The following is a 20,421-nucleotide window of genomic DNA, read 5'->3' as shown; positions in this document are numbered from 1 at the left end:
CGTTGGGTCGTATCCGGCCGCACACTTTCCACGAACGGACATTTTCGCGCATGGCTTCTACCGCTGACATCAAGAACGGCATCGTCCTGAACATCGACGGGCAGCTCTGGACGGTGATCGAGTTCCAGCACGTCAAGCCGGGCAAGGGTGGCGCGTTCGTCCGCACCAAGATGAAGAACATCATGACCGGCAAGGTGGTCGACAAGACGTACAACGCCGGCACGAAGATCGACGTCGAGAACGTCGACCGCCGCGACTTCACCTACCTGTACGCGGACGGCGACTCCTTCGTCTTCATGGACAAGAGCGACTACGACCAGATCACCATCCCCGCCGTCGTCGTCGGCGACACCAAGAACTTCCTCCTCGAGAACCAGGACGTCACGGTCGCGCTCAACAACGGCAACCCGCTGTACGTCGAACTCCCCGCGTCGGTCATCCTCGAGGTCACCTACACGGAACCCGGGCTCCAGGGCGACCGCTCGACCGGTGGCACGAAGCCGGCGACCGTCGAGACCGGCTACGAGATCCAGGTCCCGCTCTTCCTCGAGACCGGCACCAAGGTCAAGGTCGACACCCGCACCGGTGACTACCTCGGTCGCGTCAACGAGTGAGCGCTCGTACCAAGGCGCGCAAGCGCGCCCTCGATCTGCTGTACCAGGCCGACGTCCGTCAGCAGACCCTCGCTGAAGTCCTGTCCGCGGAAGCCTCTCGCGCCGTCAGCGAGCCCGACCGCCAGGCCTCCTGGTTGTACGCGCGGGAGATCGTCGACGGCGTCGGTGACCACGCCGAGGAGATCGACGAACAGATCGAGACGTACGCGCAGGGCTGGACGCTCGCGCGGATGCCCACGGTCGACCGGGCCATCCTCCGGATCGCGATCTGGGAGATCCTGTTCAACGACGAGGTGCCGCACGGCGTGGCCATCGACGAAGCGGTCGAGGCGGCCAAGACGCTGTCGACCGACGACTCCGCCGGCTTCATCAACGGCCTGCTCGGCAAGATCTCGCAGATCAACCCGCGGTGACGATGAGCGACGAGACCGGTCCGGCCCTGCCGCTGAAGCGCGTGCACCACATCGCGATCATCGCCAGCGACTACGAGGCCTCGAAGCGCTTCTACACCTCGGTGCTCGGCTGCGAGCTGCTCACCGAGGTGTACCGGGCCGAGCGCGACTCCTGGATGGGCGACCTCGCCCTGAACGGTGAATACCTCATCGAGCTGTTCTCCTTCCCGGACCCGCCGGCGCGCGCATCCGGACCCGAAGCGCTCGGACTGCGGCACCTCGCCTTCGCGGTCGACGACGTCGACGCCGGCCACGCCCGTCTGGTGGAGCTGGGTGTCCGCGTCGAAGACGTCCGGATCGACCCCCACACTTCGCGGAAGATGCTGTTCTTCTTCGATCCCGACGGCCTCCCGTTGGAGCTCTACGAGGCCTGATCCGACTGCTAGGCTCGGGTGTTGACCAAGACAACCTTTAAGACCGTCCAGAGAGGCGGAGAAGGGAGTCGGCGATGAGCGCACGTACCGTGCTGCACGAAGCTGACATCGCGCGGGCGTTGACTCGGATCTCCCACGAGATCCTCGAGTCCAACCGCGGAGCAGACGACCTCGTGATCCTGGGCATCCCGACGCGCGGAGTCATCCTCGCGAAGCGGATCGCCGCCACGATCTCCTCGATCTCGGGCGCGACCATCGTCTCGGGTGCACTCGACGTCACGATGTACCGCGACGACCTGGCGAAGCACCCGACCCGTGCACCGCAACCCACGACGCTGCCGCCACAGGGGATCGACGGGCGCACGGTCGTCCTCGTCGACGACGTCCTGTACTCGGGACGCACGATCCGCGCCGCCCTCGACGCCCTGACCGACCTGGGCCGCCCGCGCGTCGTGCGGCTCGCCGCGCTCGTCGACCGCGGGCACCGCGAGCTCCCGATCCGACCCGACTTCGTGGGGAAGAACCTGCCCTCCTCGCAGGCGGAACGCATCTTCGTCCGGCTCACGGAGTTCGACGGTGACGACTCGGTGACGATCGAGGGGAGCGGCGAATGAGGCACCTGCTGTCGACGAAGACCCTCACCCGCGACGAGGCGATCGAGATCCTCGACGTCGCGGAGGACATGGCCGAGACGCAGTTCCGTGAGGTCCGCAAGCTCCCGACCCTCCGTGGGAAGACGGTCGTCAACCTCTTCTTCGAGGACTCGACCCGCACGCGCATCTCGTTCGAGGCTGCCGCCAAACGGCTGTCCGCAGACGTCATCACCTTCAGCGCCAAGGGGTCGAGCGTCTCGAAGGGTGAAAGCCTGAAGGACACCGCACAGACCCTCGCCGCGATGCATGCCGACGCCGTCGTGATCCGACACTCCGCCTCCGGTGCGCCGCAGACCCTCGCCGACAGCGGCTGGATCGACGCCGGCATCCTGAACGCGGGGGACGGGACGCACGAGCACCCGACGCAGGCCCTCCTGGACGCGTTCACGATGCGCAAGCGCCTTCACGGCGAGCGTTCCCGCGGTCGCGCGCTCGACGGGGTGGCGGTGACGATCGTCGGCGACATCCTGCATTCCCGGGTCGCCCGATCGAACGTCTGGCTGCTCGACACGCTCGGCGCCGAGGTGACCCTCGTCGCCCCGCCGACACTGCTTCCGGTGGACCTCGGCCCCTGGCCGGCAACCGTCCGCTACGACCTGGACGACGCGATCGCCCAGCGTCCCGACGTGCTGATGATGCTCCGGATCCAGTCCGAACGCATGCACGCCGCCTTTTTCCCGAACAGCCGGGAGTATTCCAGGCGCTGGGGGCTCGACGACGAGCGGCTCGCCCGCCTCGATCCGGCTAGCATTGTCATGCACCCCGGGCCGATGAACCGCGGTCTGGAGATCTCGTCCGGGGCAGCCGACTCACCCCGGTCGACCGTCCTCGAACAGGTCGCCAACGGGGTGTCGGTCCGGATGGCCGCGTTGTACCTGCTGCTGTCCGGCGATCGAGAGGAATCCACCCGTGTCTGAGCCCACTTCGAACCACGACGTCACCCTGATCACCGGAGCGACGCTCGCCGACGGGACACGCACCGACCTCCTCCTGCGCGACGGACGGATCGCGGAACGCGGCTCCGGGCTGAGCGCCGTCGGCGCGACCGTCATCGACGCGGACGGCCTCCTCGCGCTGCCCGGGCTCGTCGACCTCCACACGCATCTCCGGGAACCCGGGTTCGAGCAGAGCGAGACGGTGCTCACCGGCACGCGTGCCGCAGCCGCCGGCGGCTTCACCGCGGTGTTCGCGATGGCCAACACCTCGCCGGTGGCGGACACGGCCGGGGTCGTCGAGCAGGAGCAGTCGCTCGGTGAACGCGCCGGCTACGCCACGGTGCAGCCGATCGGTGCCGTGACGGTCGGACTCGCCGGGGAACGACTCGCCGAACTCGGCGCCATGGCCTCCTCGCGTGCCAAGGTCCGGGTCTTCTCGGACGACGGCCTCTGCGTGTCCGACCCGCTGCTCATGCGCCGTGCGCTGGAGTACGTGAAGGCCTTCGACGGCGTGATCGCCCAGCACGCACAGGAGCCCCGGCTCACCGTCGGTGCGCAGATGAACGAGGGCGCCCTCTCCGGCGAACTCGGGCTCACCGGGTGGCCGGCTGTCGCCGAGGAGTCGATCATCGCCCGCGATGTGCTCCTCGCCGAGCACGTGGGTTCCCGCCTCCACATCTGCCACGTCTCGACGGCCGGTTCCGTCGACGTCATCCGCTGGGCGAAGGCTCGGGGCATCCCCGTCACGGCCGAGGTCACGCCGCACCACCTGCTGCTCACGGAGGAGCTGGTGGCGAGCTACGACGCCCGGTACAAGGTGAACCCGCCCCTGCGACGCGCCGAGGACGTCCAGGCGCTGCGCGAGGCCCTCGCAGACGGCACGATCGACATCGTCGCGACGGACCACGCACCGCACCCGGTCGAGGCCAAGGACTGCGAGTGGGACGCCGCCGCGAACGGCATGGTGGGCCTCGAGTCCGCCCTCTCCGTCGTGCACGCGTCGATGGTCGCGACCGGGCTCCTGGACTGGAACGACGTCGCCCGGGTGCTCTCGGCGACGCCGGCGAGGATCGGACGGATCACCGGGCAGGGGGCTTCGATCGAGGCCGGCGCTCCGGCGGAGGTCGTGCTCTACGACACCGCCGCCACCCGTCCGTTCGGCACGGCTGACCTGGCCGGCAAGGGCGTGAACTCGCCCTACCTCGGCCTGGAGCTGCCCGGCCGCGTCGTCGCCACCTTCCACCGGGGCTACGCGACCGTCCTGGACGGCGCCGTGCTCCCGACGGAGCAGGTCGCGACCGCAGCACGCCGCGCCGCGCGATCCGCGGAGGTCGAGCACTGATGGACGGGCGGATCCTCGCGGCCGTCCTCGTCGCCCTCGTCCTCCTCGGCATCCTCGCCCTCATGGCCTTCGCCTGGCGACGCCGCGTCGCGCGCGACGCCCAGGTCGGTCCCCTCGCGGAGCTCCCCGACCCGCGGCCGGTCCCGTCACTGACGGTCGAGGTCCTCTACGTCGCGACGTCGAAGCACGACCAGCCGCTCGAACGGCTGGCATTGCAGGGACTGCGCTACCGATCCCGGGTCACGCTCGAACTCGGAGCCGCCGGAGTCGTCGTCGACGTCCCGGGGGAGCGGCCGACGTTCATCCCGGCGACGAGCATCGTCGGCGTCGACCAGACCAACCTCACGATCGACCGGGTCGTCGAGCCGGGCGGGCTCATCCGCCTGAGCTGGCGCCCCGTCCCGACGGTGATCGCGGACAGCACCTTCCGCGTCCTCGAGCAGGCGGACCGCGCCCGCATCATCGACACCGTCACGAGCCTCATCCCCGCCGCGGACGCCGGACTCCGGCCGACCGGCACCTCAGACACCGTCGCCGACATCACCTCGGCCGACGACTCCACCCCACCGCCTCACGAGAGGGCTTGACCATGACCTCCTTCACCCCACCCAGTCCAGCGGTACTCGTCCTCGAGGACGGCAACCGCTACGTCGGGCACGCCTACGGCGCGACCGGCCGCACGCTCGGCGAGGTCGTCTTCGCCACGGGCATGACCGGCTACCAGGAGACGCTGACCGACCCGTCCTACGCCGGACAGATCGTCCTGATGACCGCACCGCACATCGGCAACACCGGCGTCAACCGCGAGGACATGGAGTCCGCCCGCGTCTGGGTCGCCGGATACGTGGTGCGTGACGCGTCGCGCGTCGTCTCGAACTTCCGAGCGGACCGCTCGCTCGACGACGAACTCGTCCAGGACGGCGTCGTGGGCATCAGCGGCATCGACACCCGCGCGGTGACCCGGCACATCCGTTCCGCCGGTTCCATGCGCGGCGGCGTGTTCTCCGGCGAGGACTTCGAGTTGTCCGGCGCCGAGCAGCTCAGTCTCGTCCGAGCCGGCGCGCAGATGGCCGGTCTGAACCTGTCGAGCCAGGTCTCCACGACCGAGCAGTACACCGTACCGGCGGTGGGCGAGCGCGTCGGTTCCGTCGCGGTCCTCGACCTCGGCGTCAAGACGTCGACGCTCAACCACCTCGCCGCTCGCGGCTTCGACGTCGTGGTGCTGCCGCAGTCGGTGACCTCGGCCGAGGTCCTCGCGCTCGAGCCGTCCGCCCTGTTCTTCTCCAACGGCCCCGGTGACCCGGCCGCGAGCGACGCGCACGTCGCCCTCCTGCAGGACGTGCTCCGCGCGGGCGTGCCGTACTTCGGCATCTGCTTCGGCAACCAGCTGCTCGGCCGCGCGCTCGGCTTCGAGACCTACAAGCTGCCGTTCGGTCACCGCGGGATCAACCAGCCGGTCCTCGAAAAGGCGACCGGTCGGGTGGAGATCACCTCGCAGAACCACGGCTTCGCGGTCGACCTGCCGATCGAGGGCCGCCACGAGACGCCCGCCGGGTTCGGCCTTGCCGAAGTCAGCCACTACAGCCTGAACGACGAGGTCGTCGAGGGCATCAACTGCATCGACATCCCCGCGTTCTCGGTCCAGTACCACCCCGAGTCCGCCTCGGGTCCGCACGACGCGGTCTACCTGTTCGACCGGTTCCGCGACCTCGTGACCGGCCACGCCACCACTTCCAGCACCAAGGAGAACAACTAGTGCCCAAGCGCGACGACATCAACAGCGTCCTCGTCATCGGCTCCGGGCCGATCGTCATCGGGCAGGCCGCCGAGTTCGACTACTCGGGCACCCAGGCATGCCGCGTGCTGCGCGAGGAGGGCGTCCGCGTCATCCTCGTCAACTCGAACCCGGCGACCATCATGACCGACCCCGACTTCGCCGACGCGACCTACGTCGAGCCGATCACCTGGCAGGTCATCGAGACGATCATCGCGAAGGAGAAGCCAGACGCGATACTGCCGACCCTCGGCGGCCAGACGGCGTTGAACGCCGCGATCCAGCTGCACGAGCACGGCATCCTCGAGAAGTACGACGTCGAGCTCATCGGCGCGAACTTCGAGGCGATCAACAAGGGCGAGGACCGCCAGATCTTCAAGCAGCTCGTGCTCGACGCGGGCGCGGACGTGGCCCGCTCGTACATCGCCCACACCGTCGAGGAGGCCGTCGGCTACGCCGAGGACCTCGGCTACCCGCTGGTCGTGCGCCCCTCGTTCACCATGGGCGGCCTCGGCTCGGGCTTCGCGTACACCGAGACGGAGCTCCGCCGGATCGTCGGTGACGGCCTCCACCAGAGCCCGACCACCGAGGTGCTCCTCGAGGAGTCGATCCTCGGCTGGAAGGAGTACGAGCTCGAGCTCATGCGCGACACGGCCGACAACACCGTCGTCGTCTGCTCGATCGAGAACGTCGACCCGGTCGGCGTGCACACCGGGGACTCGATCACGGTGGCCCCCGCCCTGACGCTGACGGACCGCGAGTACCAGAAGCTCCGCGACATCGGTATCGACATCATCCGCGCGGTCGGCGTCGACACCGGCGGCTGCAACATCCAGTTCGCGGTCGACCCGGCCGACGGCCGCATCATCGTCATCGAGATGAACCCGCGCGTCTCCCGCTCGAGTGCCCTCGCCTCGAAGGCGACCGGCTTCCCGATCGCGAAGATCGCGGCGAAACTGGCCATCGGGTACCGCCTCGACGAGATCCCGAACGACATCACGAAGGTCACGCCCGCGAGCTTCGAGCCCACGCTCGACTACGTCGTCGTGAAGGTGCCGCGCTTCGCGTTCGAGAAGTTCCCCGCCGCCGATCCGACGCTCACGACCACCATGAAGTCGGTGGGTGAGGCGATGGCCATCGGACGCAACTACGCCACCGCACTGCAGAAGGCGCTGCGGTCGCTCGAGAAGCGCGGCTCCAGCTTCCACTGGGGCGACGAGTCCCGCAGTGTCGAGGAGCTGCTCGAGGTCATGAAGACCCCGACCGACGGCCGCATCGTCGTCGTGCAGCAGGCGCTCCGCAAGGGCGCCACCGCCGAGCAGGTCTTCGAGGCCACCAAGATCGACCCGTGGTTCATCGACCAGATCGTGCTCATCAACGACGTCGCCGATTGGATCGCCGGGGCGGAGCGCCTCGACACGGAGGTACTCCGGACCGCGAAGAACCACGGCTTCTCGGACGCGCAGATCGGTCAGCTGCGTGGGTTCGGCGAGCAGGAGGTGCGCGAGGTCCGCCACATCCTGGGTGTCCGGCCGGTCTACAAGACGGTCGACACGTGCGCCGGCGAGTTCCCGGCCCTCACCCCGTACCACTACTCGAGCTACGACACGGAGACCGAAGTGGTGGCGAGCGACCGCCGCAAGGTGGTCATCCTCGGGTCCGGCCCGAACCGCATCGGCCAGGGCATCGAGTTCGACTACTCCTGCGTGCACGCGTCCTTCGCGCTGCAGGCCGCCGGCTTCGAGACCATCATGATCAACTGCAACCCGGAGACCGTCTCGACGGACTACGACACGAGCGACCGGCTCTACTTCGAGCCGCTCACGCTCGAGGACGTCCTCGAGGTCATCCACGCCGAGAGCGAGTCGGGCGAACTCGTCGGTGTCGTCGTCCAGCTCGGTGGCCAGACGGCGCTCGGGCTCGCAAAGGGTCTCGAGGCCGCAGGCGTCCCGATCCTCGGCACCACGCCGACCGCCATCGACCTCGCCGAGGAGCGCGGCCAGTTCCAGGAGATCCTGGACGCCGCCGGCCTCGTCGCACCGAAGAACGGCACCGCGGTGGAGATCGAGGGTGCACTGCGCGTCGCCGAGGAGATCGGCTACCCGGTCCTCGTCCGCCCGAGCTTCGTGCTCGGCGGACGCGGCATGGAGATCATCTACGACAGCGCCTCGCTCACCGACTACTTCGTGCGCATCGAGGACCAGGGCATCGTGGGCCCGGCCCAGCCGCTGCTGGTCGACCACTTCCTCGACGACGCGATCGAGATCGACGTCGACGCCCTGTTCGACGGCGAGGAGCTCTACATCGGCGGCGTCATGGAGCACATCGAGGAGGCCGGTATCCACTCCGGCGACTCGAGCTGCACCCTCCCGCCCGTCTCGCTCGGTCGCGCCGAGATCGACCGGGTGCGGAACGCGACGCTCGCGATCGCCCAGGGGATCGGCGTGCGTGGTCTGCTGAACGTCCAGTTCGCGATCGGCGCCGGCATCCTCTACGTCATCGAGGCGAACCCGCGTGCGTCCCGCACGGTGCCGTTCGTGTCGAAGGCGCTCGGCATCCCGCTGGCGAAGGCCGCATCACTCATCATGACCGGCGCGACGGTCGCCGAGCTCAAGGACTCCGGGCTCCTGCCCCCGGTCGACGGATCCCGGGTCCCGATCGACTCCCCGGTGTCGGTCAAGGAGGCCGTGCTGCCCTTCAAGCGCTTCCGCACGAAGGACGGCCAGATCGTCGACAGCGTGCTCGGCCCGGAGATGCGCTCCACCGGCGAGGTGATGGGCATCGACAAGGACTTCCCGCGCGCGTTCGCGAAGAGCCAGGAGGCGGCCTACGGCGGCCTGCCGTCGAGCGGAACGGTGTTCGTCTCGGTCTCCGACCGCGACAAGCGTTCGATCATCCTGCCGGTGCTGCGCCTCCAGCAGCTCGGGTTCGACATCCTCGCGACCGACGGCACGGCCGAGGTGCTGAACCGGAACGGCATCAGTGCCCGGACGGTGCGCAAGTACAGCGAGACCACGGCCGCGGGCGAGGACGACTCGATCGTCGACCTGATCAACCGCGACGAGGTCGACATGGTCATCAACACCCCGAGTGGCCGGTCGGCTCGCGCGGACGGCTACGAGATCCGCGCGGCCGCCGTCGCGGCCGACAAGCCGCTCTTCACGACGATCGCGCAGCTCACCGCCGCGGTCGGCTCCTTCGAGGCGCTCGGCGGGGGCTTCGAGGTCCGCTCGCTCCAGGAGTACGCACTCGATCGGGCTGCGCGCTCGTGACGGCTTCGTTCGGAACCCGACTGGACGAGGTCTTCGTCCGGTCGGGCCGACTCTGCGTCGGCATCGATCCGCACCGCTTCCTGCTCGAGGCGTGGGGACTGCCCGACACCGCCGCCGGCGCGGGGGCCTTCGGCCTCGCCGTCGTCGAAGCCGCAGCCGGTCGCGCCGGGATCGTCAAGCCGCAGGTGGCGTTCTTCGAACGGTTCGGGTCGGCCGGGTACATCGCCCTCGAAGGGGTCCTCGCCGCGGCACGCGACGCCGGGCTCCTCGTGATCGGCGACGCCAAGCGCGGTGAGATCGGGACGAGCATGGAGGGCTATGCCGACGCGTGGCTGACCCCCGGTTCACCGCTGGAGGTCGACGCCCTCACCGTGAACCCCTATCTCGGCTTCGGCTCACTGCAGCCGGCACTCGAGCTCGCCGAGCAGCACGGCAAGGGCGTGTTCGTGCTGACGGCGACCTCGAACCCGGAGGGTCGCGACGTCCAGCTCGCCGAGGACGGCGCCGGCCTCACCGTCGCGGCGTCGATGCTCGACGAGATCGACCACTGGAACGCACGGCACCACCCCGGGGCGACCGGTTCGATCGGTGCGGTCATCGGAGCCACGCTCCGTCTCGAGGAGTTCGGCCTGACGGAGGTACCGCCGACGACCACGCTCCCGATCCTGGCACCCGGCTTCGGCCACCAGGGAGCTGCGGTCGCCGACCTCGGATCCATCTACGGCGACCTCGCACCGGGTGTCATCGTCTCCGAGTCCCGGAGCATCCTCGCCGCCGGACCCTCGGGGATCGCGGACGCCGTCGAACGTTCCGTCGCAGCCGTGAGGAGCGCCCGTGGTTGACCAGGAGCAGGACCAGCCCGGCAGGAACATGCCGGAGGTCGACCGGGCCGCCGCCTCACGTGAGGCCGTTCGCAAGCGCCGCGCCCGCGCGACCGTCAAGGCGTCCATCGCCTCCGGCGCCCGCACCCCGTTGGAGGTGCTCGACGCCGCGACCGCCGATCCGGACGGCATCGAGGGCGGCATCCGCATCACCGAGTACCTCCTCAGCATCCCGAGTGTCGGCGTCACCAAACTGGGGCGGATCCTCGAATCGCTCGGCATCTCCTCGGTCAAGCGCCTCGGCGGTCTCGGCCGACTGCAGCGGGATCGCCTCCGCGCCTTCATCGCCGAACGCTACCCGGGCACCGCGCGCAGCCGACTCGTCGTGCTCGCCGGCCCGACGGCCGTCGGCAAGGGGACGGTGGCCGCCTACATCCGCGACCACTACCCGGAGGTCCACCTCTCCGTCTCGGCCACGACACGCAAGCCCCGGCCGGGGGAGCAGCACGAGGTGAACTACTACTTCGTGACCGACGACGAGTTCGACGGCCTCATCGAGGGCGACCGCCTGCTCGAGCACGCCACGGTCCACAACGCGTACCGCTACGGCACGCCACGCGAGCCGATCGAGCGTGCGCTCGCCGCCGGCGACAGCGCGCTGCTCGAGATCGACATCCAGGGCGCCAGGCAGGTCCGGGAGGCGATGCCGGAGGCGACCCTGGTGTTCCTGCTGCCGCCGAGCTGGGACGAACTCGTCCGTCGACTCGTCGGACGAGGCACCGAGGACGAGGAGGAACGGGAGCGCCGACTGCGTACTGCGAAGGTCGAACTGGCCGCCGCGGACGAGTTCGACCACCGTGTCGTCAACGACGACGTGGCCCGCGCGGCCCAAGAGGTCGTAGACTTGATGAAGATTCACGGGGATTGACGTCCGACGCGCACCCCGCATCGATCCGATCTTCCCCGAACACAACCACACGAGGAGTGTGAACCTGCATGGCTGACAAGCTCAAGGGCATCATCGACCCGCCCATCGACTCCCTGCTCACCAAGGTCGAGTCCAAGTACGCACTCGTGATCTTCGCGTCCAAGCGCGCGCGCCAGATCAACGACTACTACGCCGACCTCCACGAGGGCAGCCTGTTCGACAACGTCGGGCCGCTGGTCGACTCGTCCGTCGAGGACAAGCCGCTCTCGATCGCGATGCACGAGATCAACGAGGACAAGCTCCAGATCAAGCCGATCGCCGAATAACGCTTCACCACGACGAATCCGCCGGGCGCCAGACGACCGGCGGATTCGTCGTGTCGGGCCCGTTCCCACCACCGCGACGCCCTGCGTCACAGGCGGACGACGTGTCCGAGGCCTCGACTAGAGTGATCAACGGTCGGGCCCCGGAACACCACGACGGCCGATCCCTCCACCATCGCATCACCACTTCCGACGGGAGACCGCATGACCGAGCTGCGCCTGTTCACCTCCGAATCCGTGACCGAGGGGCACCCCGACAAGATCTGCGACCAGATCTCGGACAGCATCCTCGACGCGCTCCTCGAGGTGGATCCGCGCAGTCGAGTCGCCGTCGAGACGCTTGTGACCACCGGGCTGGTCCATGTCGCCGGTGAGGTCTCCACGAGCGGCTACGTCGACATCCCGACGATCGTCCGCGAGCGCATCCGGTCCATCGGCTACACCTCGTCCGACATCGGATTCGACGGCGACTCCTGCGGCGTGAGCGTGTCGATCGGCTCGCAGTCCGCCGACATCGCCGCCGGAGTCGACCATGCCTTCGAGTCCCGCGAGCAGTCCAGCGTCGACGCCTACGACCTCCAGGGCGCCGGCGACCAGGGCATCATGTTCGGGTTCGCGACCACCGAGACGCCGCAGTACATGCCGCTGCCCAGCTGGATCGCGCACCGTCTCGCCGAGCGACTCGCCGAGGTCCGCAAGTCCGGCCAGCTCGACTACCTGCGCCCGGACGGCAAGACCCAGGTCACCATCGGGTACGACGGCTTCCTCCCGAAGACCGTGGAGACGGTCGTGGTCTCCACGCAACACAATCCAGGTGTCTCCACGGAGCAGCTCCGTCGCGACGTCCAGCGTCACGTCATCGAACCGGTCCTCGCGACGGTCGACCTCGACAGCTCGAACGTGACGCACCTGATCAACCCGACCGGCATCTTCGTCGTCGGTGGCCCGATGGGCGACGCCGGGCTCACCGGACGCAAGATCATCATCGACACCTACGGCGGAGCGGCTCGACACGGCGGTGGGGCCTTCAGCGGGAAGGACCCGTCGAAGGTGGACCGCTCGGCCGCATACGCCATGCGCTGGGTGGCGAAGAACGCGGTCGCCGCCGGATTCGCCGAACGTCTCGAGGTGCAGGTCGCCTACGCCATCGGCAAGGCCGCGCCGGTCGGACTCTACGTCGAGACCTTCGGGACGGCCCACGTGCCGGAGGCGGACATCACGCGCGCGATCCGCGACGTCTTCGACCTCCGTCCGGCCGCGATCATCGCCGACCTCGACCTCATCCGCCCCATCTACGCCGCCACGGCGGCGTACGGGCACTTCGGCCGCGAGCTCCCTGACTTCACGTGGGAGCGTCTCGACCGGGTGGAGGCGTTGCGGTCAGCAGCCGGGCTGTAGCCGTGATCGGCGCGAGGGTCGCCAGGGTGGTACTCGACTCCCCGTTGCCACAGCTCGACCACCTGTTCGACTACGCCATCCCCGACGAACTGGCCGACGACGCCGTGCTCGGCGCGCGCGTCTCGGTGCCGTTGCGCTCGGCCGGACGGTCGGCGAACGGGTTCATCGTGGACCTCGCCGACTCGAGCGAGTTCGGCGGGGCGCTCAGCCCGCTGAGCTCGGTCGTGTCGTCGGTACCGGTCCTGACCCCGACCCTGTGGACGCTCGCTCGCCGTGTCGCGGATCGCAGCGCCGGCAGCGCGATGGACGTGCTGCGTCTCGCCATCCCGCCGCGACAGGTCCGGGTGGAGAAGACCTGGGCGGCCGCGACCCCGCCGGAGCCTCCGTCGGTCGAGCGGCGCACCGTCCCGGGGTTCGCCCCCGGCACCCTCGACCGTCTCGCGCCGGGGGAGCGGTACGCGGTCAGCGCGATCCCCACCCTGACCGCGACGAGCGCGGGCGTCTGGCTCCCCGACTGGTCCTTCACGCTGGCGGCTCTCGCCGTGAACCAGCTGTCCGAGGGGAGGAGTGCGATCCTGTGCGTCCCCGACTACCGGGACGTCGAACACCTCCTGGCGGCGCTCGACGACCTCGGCGTCAGTGCCGCGGTCGCGAGGGCCGACGCCAAGCAGACCCCGGCTGCTCGCTACCGCTCCTACCTGGACGGACTGCATCCGGTGCCCCGGATCGTCGTCGGCAACCGGTCGGCCGTCTATGCACCGGCGCACGACCTCGGACTCATCGCCCTCTGGGATGACGGCGACCCCCTCCACCAGGAACAGCTCGCCCCCTATGTGCACGCCCGCGACGTCGCGCTGACCCGGCAGGAGATGAGCGGCTCCGCACTCGTCTTCGCGGCGCACTCGCGCAGCACCGAGACCCAGCGACTCGTCGAACTCGGCTGGCTGCGCGAGGTCGGGCCGACCCCGCCGGTACGACCGAGAGTCGTCGTGTCCCGGGCGAGCGGCGACGACGCCATGACGAGCCAGGCGAGGATCCCGTCGAGCGCCTGGCGCGCGGTCGACGAGGCGCTGCATCACGGACCCGTGCTGGTCCAGGTCGCGCGGCCGGGGTACGCGCCGCACCTCGCCTGTCGACGGTGCGGGACGAGGGCCCACTGCTCGGTGTGCCACGGTCCACTCCAACTCGCCACAGCCCGTTCGCAGCCCTCCTGCCGGTGGTGCGGTCACCTCGCGGCAGGGTGGTCGTGCGAGACCTGCCACGACACCGCGTTCCGCGTCACGGCCGCCGGCACCGGCCGGACCGCCGAGGAACTGGGCCGGGCGTTCCCCCGGTACCGGGTCGTGGTGTCGGACGGCGACGCCCCCAAGTTCGAGGTCGGCCCGGAGCCGGCGCTGGTGATCGCGACCCGCGGCGCGGAGCCCGTCGCAGCGGGCGGCTACGCCGCCGTCCTCCTGGTCGACGCCGACCGCATGCTGGCGCGGGAGTCGCTCCGTGTCGCCGAGGACTGCCTGCGGTGGTGGTCGAACGCCGCAGCCCTGGCCGCTCCACGCGCGCCGGTGCTCCTGATCGGCGTCGAGGCCCCCGTGGCGAACGCCTTCGCCCTGTGGCAGCAGCCGCGGTTCGCGAGCGAGGAGCTCGCCGAGCGCCGAGAGCTCGGGTTCCCTCCGGCGGTCCGGAGCGCGACCCTCACCGGCACCCGCGACGCCGTCGACGCTGCTCTCACTGCGCTGCCCGCCGAGTACCGAAGCCGCGTGCTCGGCCCGACCGTCGACGAAGCGGGGGACAGCGTCGCGATCCTGCGGGTCGACTACGGCCACGCCAGGGCGGTCGCCGAGCAGTTGCGGGCGACCGTCGTCGCGCAGGCGGCGAAGCGTCGACGGCCGACGCCCGGCAGGCGGGCACCGAAAGCCCCGCCTACACTCAGAGTACGATTCGACGATCCGGAGATGCTGTCATGATCCACCCCGTCCACGAAGTCCGAACCGCATGAGGCTGGTCTTCGCCGGCACCCCCGCCGTCGCCGTTCCGACGCTCGACGCCCTCGTCTCGGCCGGGCACGAGATCGCGGCCGTCGTGACCCGACCCGACGCCCCGCTCGGCCGCAAGCGGGTCCTGACCCCGTCGCCGGTGGCAGCGGCCGCCGAACGGCTCGGACTCCCGGTCATCCGCGCTGCACGGCTCGACGACGACGCGACCGCGCGGATCGCCGCGCTCCGTGCGGAACTCGGCGTGATCGTCGCGTACGGCGGGCTCGTCCGTGAACCCCTCCTGTCCGCGCCGGCACACGGTTGGATCAATCTGCACTTCTCATTGCTGCCGGCCTGGCGCGGCGCGGCGCCCGTCCAGCGGTCCGTGATGGCCGGAGACGCGGTCACCGGTGCGTCGGTCTTCCAGCTCGTACCGGCTCTCGACGCCGGAGACGTCTTCGCGACCGTGGAGACGCCGATCGGCGAGCGCGAGACCTCGGGGGAGCTCCTCGACCGCCTCGCCGAGCTCGGCGCACCGCTCACTGCCGAGGTCGTCGCCGCCATCGCCGCCGGCACCGCGGTCGCGGCCCCGCAGCAGGGCGAGGTGTCGCTCGCGCCGAAGCTCGACGGCCAGGACGGCCGGATCGTCTGGGACCGCCCCGTCGCCGACGTGTGGTCGCAGATCCGCGGGGTGACCCCCGAGCCGGGCGCGTTCACCCTCCTCGACGAGGCACGGCTGAAGGTGCACCGTGCCGTCCCCGTGTCGACGATGCCGACGGACCCACCGGCGCCCGGGACGATCGTGTCCGTCGACGGCCTCGTCCTGGTCGGCACGGCGGACACACCGTTGCAACTCCTGCAGGTGCAGCCGGCCGGGCGGACGGCGATGCCAGCCGCCGACTGGTGGCGCGGTGCGTCCGCTGGAACCGATCGGCTGGTCACCGCGTGAGCGGCCAGCAGCCAGAGGGCCAGCGACGCCGCGACCGACGGCCCCGCGACGAGGAACCCCGACGCGGACGCCAGCGTCCCACGCGTCCGCGTGACTCGGCGACCGTGCAGCCGGCACGCCGAGTGGCCTTCGACGTCATCCACGCCGTCAGCACCTCGGATGCCTACGCGAACCTCCTCCTGCCGCACCGGCTGGCCGAGGCGAAGTTGAGTCCGGCGGACGCCGGCCTCGCGACTGAGCTGACGTACGGCACCCTCCGCCGACGCGGGTACTACGACCGGGTCATCGCGCACGCGGCCAAGCGTCCCGTGACCGAGATCGACGACGCGATCCTCGACGTCCTGCGGCTCGGTGCCCATCAGCTGCTCTCCATGCGCGTCCCAGGCCACGCCGCCGTGAACGAGTCGGTCGAGCTCGCCCGGTCCGCCGGGTCACGGTCCGCGGCCGGCTTCACCAACGGTGTCCTCCGCACCATCTCGCGGACCGAACCGGCCGAGTGGGAGCGGATCCTGCTGGGTGAGGTCACGAACGACACCGACCGCCTGGCCGTGAGCACCGCCCACCCGTCGTGGGTCGTTCGGGCCATCAGGCAGGCGCTCGACCTGCAGGACCGCGGCGACGAACTCGAGGACGCGCTGGCCGCGGACAACCTCGCCCCGCAGGTGAACCTCATCGCACTCCCGGGGCTCGCCGACCGGCCCGAGGACGCCGAACCGAACCGGTTCTCGCCGTACGGCTTCCGCAGCGCCGGCGGCGACCCGGTGCAACTCGTCGGGACCGGCGGCGGGCGCCTCCGCGTCCAGGACGAGGGCTCGCAGCTCGCCGCGCTCGCGCTGACCCGCGCGGTACCGGTCCGGTCAGGCGAGCGATGGCTCGACCTCTGTGCGGGGCCGGGTGGCAAGGCGGCGCTGCTGGCCGCCGAGGCCCTCGCCGGGGAGGCACGCCTCGACGCGAACGAACTGGTCCCCGCCAGGGCCCGTCTCGTGGAGCGCGCCCTCGCAGGTGTCCCGCTCGACGTGTCGGTCTCGACCGCCGACGGCACGACGCTCGCGGCGGCGCATCCCGCGACCTACGACCGCATCCTCCTCGACGCCCCGTGCACCGGGCTCGGCGCGCTGCGACGACGACCGGAGGCGCGGTGGCGGAAGACGCCGAAGGACGTCTCCGAACTGACCCGACTGCAGGGCTCACTGCTCGATGCAGCCATCACCGCGCTCGCTCCCGGCGGGATCGTGGCGTACGTGACGTGTTCACCACACGTCGGTGAGACGGCACTGATCGTGGAGAGCGCCCTGCGAGCCCATCCCGGGATGGAGCGGCTCGACACCTCCGCGGTGCTCGACCAGGTCACGACCGAACCGCTCGACGCCGCGGCGCCCGGTGGCGCGGTCCAGCTCTGGCCGCACCGCCAGGGCACCGACGCCATGTACATCGCGCTGCTCCGCAAGCCCGCGGAGTCGGCCGGACCCGCTGTCGATCGATAGGCTCGAGCACATGTCCGCGCGCATCAACCCGAGCATCCTGTCCGCCGATTTCGTGAACCTCCAGGCCGACCTGGAGCGGATCGCGAGCGCCGACCTCGTCCACGTCGACGTCATGGACAACCATTTCGTCCCGAACCTCACGTTCGGTCCGCAGATGGTCGGTCGCATCCAGGACGTGTCTCCGGTCCCGCTCGACGTCCACCTCATGATCTCGGACGTCGATCGATGGGCTCCCGGCTACGCCGAGCTCGGGGCGTACTCGGTGACGTTCCACGCCGAGGCCACCAGCGACCCCGTCGCCCTCGCCAGACGCCTGCGTTCCATCGGGGCACGTGCCGGGATCGCCGTGAAGCCCGGCACGCCCATCGAGCCGTACCTGGAACTCCTGCCGGAGTTCGACCAGGTGCTCGTCATGACGGTCGAGCCGGGGTTCGGCGGACAGTCGTTCATGCCGGAGACCATGCCGAAGCTGCAGGCGCTGTCAGCCGAGGTCGCGCGCACCGGTCTCGACGTCTGGCTCCAGGTCGACGGCGGGATCTCCGCGGACACGATCGGGATCGCGGCCGCCGCCGGTGCCGACACCTTCGTCGCGGGGTCGGCCGTCTACAGCGGTTCCGATCCTGCCTCGAACATCGCGCTCCTCCGGGCCGCAGCCGAGGCGTCGACGCACACCCACTGACTCGGCTGGCCGGTCGAGCGCCCCCGCGGTGCGCGCCGCCGCCCGGAACCGGTACCCTGGAGCACGTGAAAACCTTCGACGAGCTGTTCGACGAGCTGCGCCTGAAGGCCGAGACCCGGCCGGAGGGTTCCGGCACCGTCCGCGAACTGGACACAGGTGTGCACGGCATCGGGAAGAAGATCGTCGAGGAGGCCGCCGAGGTCTGGATGGCGGCCGAGTACCAGAGCGACACCGAGACGGCCGAGGAGATCTCGCAGCTGCTCTACCACGTGCAGGTGATGATGGTGGCGAAGGGGCTCACCCCCGCCGACGTCTACCGACATCTGTAGGAGCACGTCGCGGCGCATGCGCCGCGCCTCCTGATCACCCTGTCGAGACACCATCGCACAACACGAAAGTCACCCCATGCTGAGAGTCGCCGTGCCCAACAAGGGCTCGCTGTCCGAGACCGCCGTCGAGATGCTGCAGGAGGCCGGCTACGCGACCCGTCGCGACACCAAGGAGCTCCACGTCGTCGACGCACGGAACGACGTCGAGTTCTTCTACCTCCGTCCGCGCGACATCGCGACCTACGTCGGTTCCGGCGCCCTCGACATCGGCATCACGGGGCGCGATCTGCTTCTGGACTCGCACTCCGCCGCGACCGAACTCGCCGAGCTGGGCTTCGGCGGCTCGACGTTCCGCTTCGCCGGACCGGCCGACGAGTTCTCCGAGCTCTCCGATCTCGCGGGGAAGACGGTCGCCACCAGCTACCCCGGCCTCGTCGGCAACTTCCTCCGCGACGCCGGAGTGGATGCGACGCTCGTCCACCTCGACGGTGCGGTCGAGTCGGCCGTCCAGCTCGGGGTCGCGGACGCGGTGGCCGACGTCGTGTCCACCGGCACCACCCTTCGGAAGGCCGGCCTCGGCATCTTCGGCCCGGTGATCCTCGACTCCACCGCCGTGCTCATCGCGTCGCCGGAGACGAAGCCCACCACGGCCACGCTCATCCGCCGACTGCAGGGCGTGCTCGTCGCGCGGCAGTACGTGCTCGTCGACTACGACCTCCCGGTCCGGCTGCTCGAGCAGGCGACCGCCGTCGCCGGTGGCATCGAGTCGCCGACGGTCTCGCCGCTCCGCGATCCCGAGTGGGTGGCGGTCCGGGTCATGATCCCTCGCGGCGACGCGAACGACGTCATGGACCGCCTCTACGAGCTCGGCGCACGCGCCATCCTCGTCACGGCCATCCACGCCGCCCGACTCTGAGTCGCCCCTCCATCATCACCCGTCCCAGTCGCATTGCGGAGGCCTCCGTGTCACTCGCCACCCGAGTCATCCCCTGTCTCGACGTCGCCGACGGGCGCGTCGTGAAGGGCGTCAACTTCCTCGACCTCCGCGATGCCGGCGATCCGGTCGAGCTCGCGAAGCGCTACGCCGAGCAGGGCGCCGATGAACTGACCTTCCTCGACGTCACGGCCACCGTGGCCGAACGCGACACCACCTACGACCTCGTCAGCCGCACCGCCGAGCAGGTCTTCATCCCGCTCACGGTCGGCGGCGGGGTCCGCTCGACCCAGGACGTCTCGCGGCTGCTGGCCAGCGGAGCGGACAAGGTCGGCGTGAACAGCGCCGCGATCGCCCGGCCGGAGTTGCTGGGGGAGATCGCCGACCGCTTCGGCGCTCAGGTCCTCGTCCTCTCCCTGGACGTGAAGCGACACGCCGGCAGCGCATCCGGATGGATCGTCACGACACACGGCGGCCGACGTGAGACCGAACTCGACGCGCTCGCCTGGGCGACCGAGGCGATCGAACGCGGTGCGGGCGAGCTGTTGGTGAACTCGATCGACGCCGACGGCACCAAGGCCGGGTTCGACACCGAGCTCATCAGCGCCATGCGCGAGATCAGCCGGGTTCCGGTCATCGCGTCCGGGGGAGCAGGCCGCCTCGCCGACTTCCCACCCGCGATCGCCGCGGGTGCCGACGCCGTCCTCGCCGCGAGCGTCTTCCACAACGGCGAGTTGACGATCGGCCAGGTCAAACAGGAACTCGCCGACGCCGGTTGGACGGTGCGGGCATGAGCGCGGACATCACCATCCCGGTGGGCGCCGACCCGGAGACCGCGATCGGCCAGCTCACCTTCGACGCGCAGGGCCTGCTCCCCGCGATCGTGCAGCAGTGGGACTCACGCGAGGTGCTCATGCTCGGGTGGATGGACGCCGAGGCCGTCCGCCGGACGATGACCGAGGGTCGGGTCACCTACTGGTCCCGGTCACGACAGGAGTACTGGCGCAAGGGCGACACCTCCGGCCACGTGCAGTTCGTCCGGGCGCTCGCCTACGACTGCGACGGGGATACCCTGTTGGTGGAGGTCGATCAGCACGGCGCCGCCTGCCACACGGGCACGCGCAGCTGTTTCGACGGCCGGAGCCTCGACGTCGTCGCAGCGCCATCGCCGACACCATGAATCGAGTTGG

At 70.0% G+C, this 20,421-nt stretch carries 20 protein-coding genes and 1 pseudogene; all 21 read left to right on the top strand.

The genetic code is table 11. From position 1 onward, the window contains the following. The first annotated feature begins 50 nt into the window (after positions 1-50). The 21 genes and pseudogenes from efp to hisI all read left to right on the top strand — a co-directional run bounded on the left by efp (position 51) and on the right by hisI (position 20,411). Positions 51-614, top strand: a complete 564-nt coding sequence (gene efp, locus IFU11_RS01175) for an elongation factor P (RefSeq protein ID WP_056005785.1) — start codon at positions 51-53, stop codon at positions 612-614. Next, positions 611-1,027: a transcription antitermination factor NusB gene (nusB, locus tag IFU11_RS01170; RefSeq protein ID WP_064293834.1), complete on the top strand. Its 417-nt coding sequence runs from the start codon at positions 611-613 to the stop codon at positions 1,025-1,027. Before efp ends, nusB begins: the two co-directional genes overlap by 4 nt. A 2-nt stretch (positions 1,028-1,029) precedes the next feature. Further along, a complete protein-coding gene (locus IFU11_RS01165; protein ID WP_159880285.1) occupies positions 1,030-1,440 on the top strand; it encodes a VOC family protein in 411 nt (136 codons plus the stop codon). A gap of 68 nt (positions 1,441-1,508) precedes the next feature. Then, a pseudogene (gene pyrR / locus IFU11_RS01160) lies at positions 1,509-2,054 on the top strand (bifunctional pyr operon transcriptional regulator/uracil phosphoribosyltransferase PyrR); the annotation flags it as partial. Further along, positions 2,051-3,010: an aspartate carbamoyltransferase catalytic subunit gene (locus IFU11_RS01155; protein WP_071260160.1), complete on the top strand. Its 960-nt coding sequence runs from the start codon at positions 2,051-2,053 to the stop codon at positions 3,008-3,010. The pseudogene pyrR and the gene IFU11_RS01155, both read left to right, overlap by 4 nt. After that, positions 3,003-4,370, top strand: coding sequence for a dihydroorotase (locus tag IFU11_RS01150; RefSeq protein WP_371742686.1), 1,368 nt, complete (start codon positions 3,003-3,005; stop codon positions 4,368-4,370). Before IFU11_RS01155 ends, IFU11_RS01150 begins: the two co-directional genes overlap by 8 nt. Then, on the top strand, positions 4,370-4,957 hold the full coding sequence (locus IFU11_RS01145) for a PH-like domain-containing protein (RefSeq protein ID WP_192017949.1): 588 nt from the start codon (positions 4,370-4,372) through the stop codon (positions 4,955-4,957). The genes IFU11_RS01150 and IFU11_RS01145 overlap by 1 nt, the downstream gene beginning before the upstream one ends. 2 nt (positions 4,958-4,959) lie before the next feature. Further along, positions 4,960-6,126, top strand: a complete 1,167-nt coding sequence (gene carA, locus IFU11_RS01140) for a glutamine-hydrolyzing carbamoyl-phosphate synthase small subunit (RefSeq protein WP_192017948.1) — start codon at positions 4,960-4,962, stop codon at positions 6,124-6,126. Beyond that, positions 6,126-9,416 carry a carbamoyl-phosphate synthase large subunit gene (gene carB, locus IFU11_RS01135; protein ID WP_138947079.1) on the top strand — a complete coding sequence of 1,097 codons (3,291 nt, stop codon included), beginning with the start codon at positions 6,126-6,128 and terminating at the stop codon, positions 9,414-9,416. Before carA ends, carB begins: the two co-directional genes overlap by 1 nt. Continuing rightward, positions 9,413-10,258, top strand: a complete 846-nt coding sequence (pyrF, locus tag IFU11_RS01130) for an orotidine-5'-phosphate decarboxylase (protein WP_192017947.1) — start codon at positions 9,413-9,415, stop codon at positions 10,256-10,258. The genes carB and pyrF overlap by 4 nt, the downstream gene beginning before the upstream one ends. A 28-nt stretch (positions 10,259-10,286) precedes the next feature. Continuing rightward, positions 10,287-11,165, top strand: a complete 879-nt coding sequence (gmk, locus tag IFU11_RS01125; RefSeq protein ID WP_064293842.1) for a guanylate kinase — start codon at positions 10,287-10,289, stop codon at positions 11,163-11,165. A gap of 68 nt (positions 11,166-11,233) precedes the next feature. Continuing rightward, positions 11,234-11,491 (top strand): DNA-directed RNA polymerase subunit omega, encoded by a 258-nt coding sequence (rpoZ, locus tag IFU11_RS01120; RefSeq protein WP_056005756.1) that lies wholly within the window; start codon positions 11,234-11,236, stop codon positions 11,489-11,491. A 201-nt stretch (positions 11,492-11,692) separates the two neighbouring features. Next, on the top strand, positions 11,693-12,886 hold the full coding sequence (gene metK / locus IFU11_RS01115) for a methionine adenosyltransferase (RefSeq protein ID WP_192017946.1): 1,194 nt from the start codon (positions 11,693-11,695) through the stop codon (positions 12,884-12,886). A gap of 26 nt (positions 12,887-12,912) precedes the next feature. Further along, positions 12,913-14,847 carry a primosomal protein N' gene (locus IFU11_RS01110; protein ID WP_371742683.1) on the top strand — a complete coding sequence of 645 codons (1,935 nt, stop codon included), beginning with the start codon at positions 12,913-12,915 and terminating at the stop codon, positions 14,845-14,847. A 28-nt stretch (positions 14,848-14,875) separates the two neighbouring features. Beyond that, positions 14,876-15,805 (top strand): methionyl-tRNA formyltransferase, encoded by a 930-nt coding sequence (gene fmt, locus IFU11_RS01105; RefSeq protein WP_192017944.1) that lies wholly within the window; start codon positions 14,876-14,878, stop codon positions 15,803-15,805. Beyond that, positions 15,802-17,289 carry an RsmB/NOP family class I SAM-dependent RNA methyltransferase gene (locus IFU11_RS01100; RefSeq protein WP_371742681.1) on the top strand — a complete coding sequence of 496 codons (1,488 nt, stop codon included), beginning with the start codon at positions 15,802-15,804 and terminating at the stop codon, positions 17,287-17,289. The genes fmt and IFU11_RS01100 overlap by 4 nt, the downstream gene beginning before the upstream one ends. 10 nt (positions 17,290-17,299) lie before the next feature. After that, positions 17,300-17,968 carry a ribulose-phosphate 3-epimerase gene (rpe, locus tag IFU11_RS01095; RefSeq protein WP_121290668.1) on the top strand — a complete coding sequence of 223 codons (669 nt, stop codon included), beginning with the start codon at positions 17,300-17,302 and terminating at the stop codon, positions 17,966-17,968. A 65-nt stretch (positions 17,969-18,033) separates the two neighbouring features. After that, entirely contained in the window at positions 18,034-18,297 is a 264-nt protein-coding gene (locus tag IFU11_RS01090; protein WP_064293847.1) for a phosphoribosyl-ATP diphosphatase, read from the top strand. 76 nt (positions 18,298-18,373) lie between these two features. Then, the gene (gene hisG, locus IFU11_RS01085) at positions 18,374-19,213 is read left to right on the top strand and encodes an ATP phosphoribosyltransferase (protein WP_137241676.1); all 840 of its coding nucleotides are present in this window, start codon (positions 18,374-18,376) and stop codon (positions 19,211-19,213) included. Positions 19,214-19,260: 47 nt separating this feature from the next. Beyond that, the gene (gene hisF / locus IFU11_RS01080; protein ID WP_079002513.1) at positions 19,261-20,025 is read left to right on the top strand and encodes an imidazole glycerol phosphate synthase subunit HisF; all 765 of its coding nucleotides are present in this window, start codon (positions 19,261-19,263) and stop codon (positions 20,023-20,025) included. After that, entirely contained in the window at positions 20,022-20,411 is a 390-nt protein-coding gene (gene hisI / locus IFU11_RS01075; protein ID WP_079705938.1) for a phosphoribosyl-AMP cyclohydrolase, read from the top strand. The genes hisF and hisI overlap by 4 nt, the downstream gene beginning before the upstream one ends. The last annotated feature ends 10 nt before the right edge of the window (positions 20,412-20,421 follow it).

Source organism: Plantibacter sp. CFBP 8804, assembly GCF_014841225.1.
GTDB classification, from domain to species: domain Bacteria; phylum Actinomycetota; class Actinomycetes; order Actinomycetales; family Microbacteriaceae; genus Plantibacter; species Plantibacter auratus.
The sequence above is the reverse complement of the archived record's forward strand: the minus strand, read 5'-3'. Positions and strand labels throughout refer to the sequence as shown.

Coding starts and splice junctions, on each gene's coding strand:
- efp (WP_056005785.1), top strand. CDS start 51: ATGGCTTCTACCGCTGACATCAAGAACGGCATCGTCCTGAACATCGAC.
- IFU11_RS01165 (WP_159880285.1), top strand. CDS start 1,030: ATGAGCGACGAGACCGGTCCGGCCCTGCCGCTGAAGCGCGTGCACCAC.
- IFU11_RS01155 (WP_071260160.1), top strand. CDS start 2,051: ATGAGGCACCTGCTGTCGACGAAGACCCTCACCCGCGACGAGGCGATC.
- IFU11_RS01145 (WP_192017949.1), top strand. CDS start 4,370: ATGGACGGGCGGATCCTCGCGGCCGTCCTCGTCGCCCTCGTCCTCCTC.
- carA (WP_192017948.1), top strand. CDS start 4,960: ATGACCTCCTTCACCCCACCCAGTCCAGCGGTACTCGTCCTCGAGGAC.
- gmk (WP_064293842.1), top strand. CDS start 10,287: ATGCCGGAGGTCGACCGGGCCGCCGCCTCACGTGAGGCCGTTCGCAAG.
- rpoZ (WP_056005756.1), top strand. CDS start 11,234: ATGGCTGACAAGCTCAAGGGCATCATCGACCCGCCCATCGACTCCCTG.
- metK (WP_192017946.1), top strand. CDS start 11,693: ATGACCGAGCTGCGCCTGTTCACCTCCGAATCCGTGACCGAGGGGCAC.
- fmt (WP_192017944.1), top strand. CDS start 14,876: ATGAGGCTGGTCTTCGCCGGCACCCCCGCCGTCGCCGTTCCGACGCTC.
- rpe (WP_121290668.1), top strand. CDS start 17,300: ATGTCCGCGCGCATCAACCCGAGCATCCTGTCCGCCGATTTCGTGAAC.
- hisG (WP_137241676.1), top strand. CDS start 18,374: ATGCTGAGAGTCGCCGTGCCCAACAAGGGCTCGCTGTCCGAGACCGCC.
- hisI (WP_079705938.1), top strand. CDS start 20,022: ATGAGCGCGGACATCACCATCCCGGTGGGCGCCGACCCGGAGACCGCG.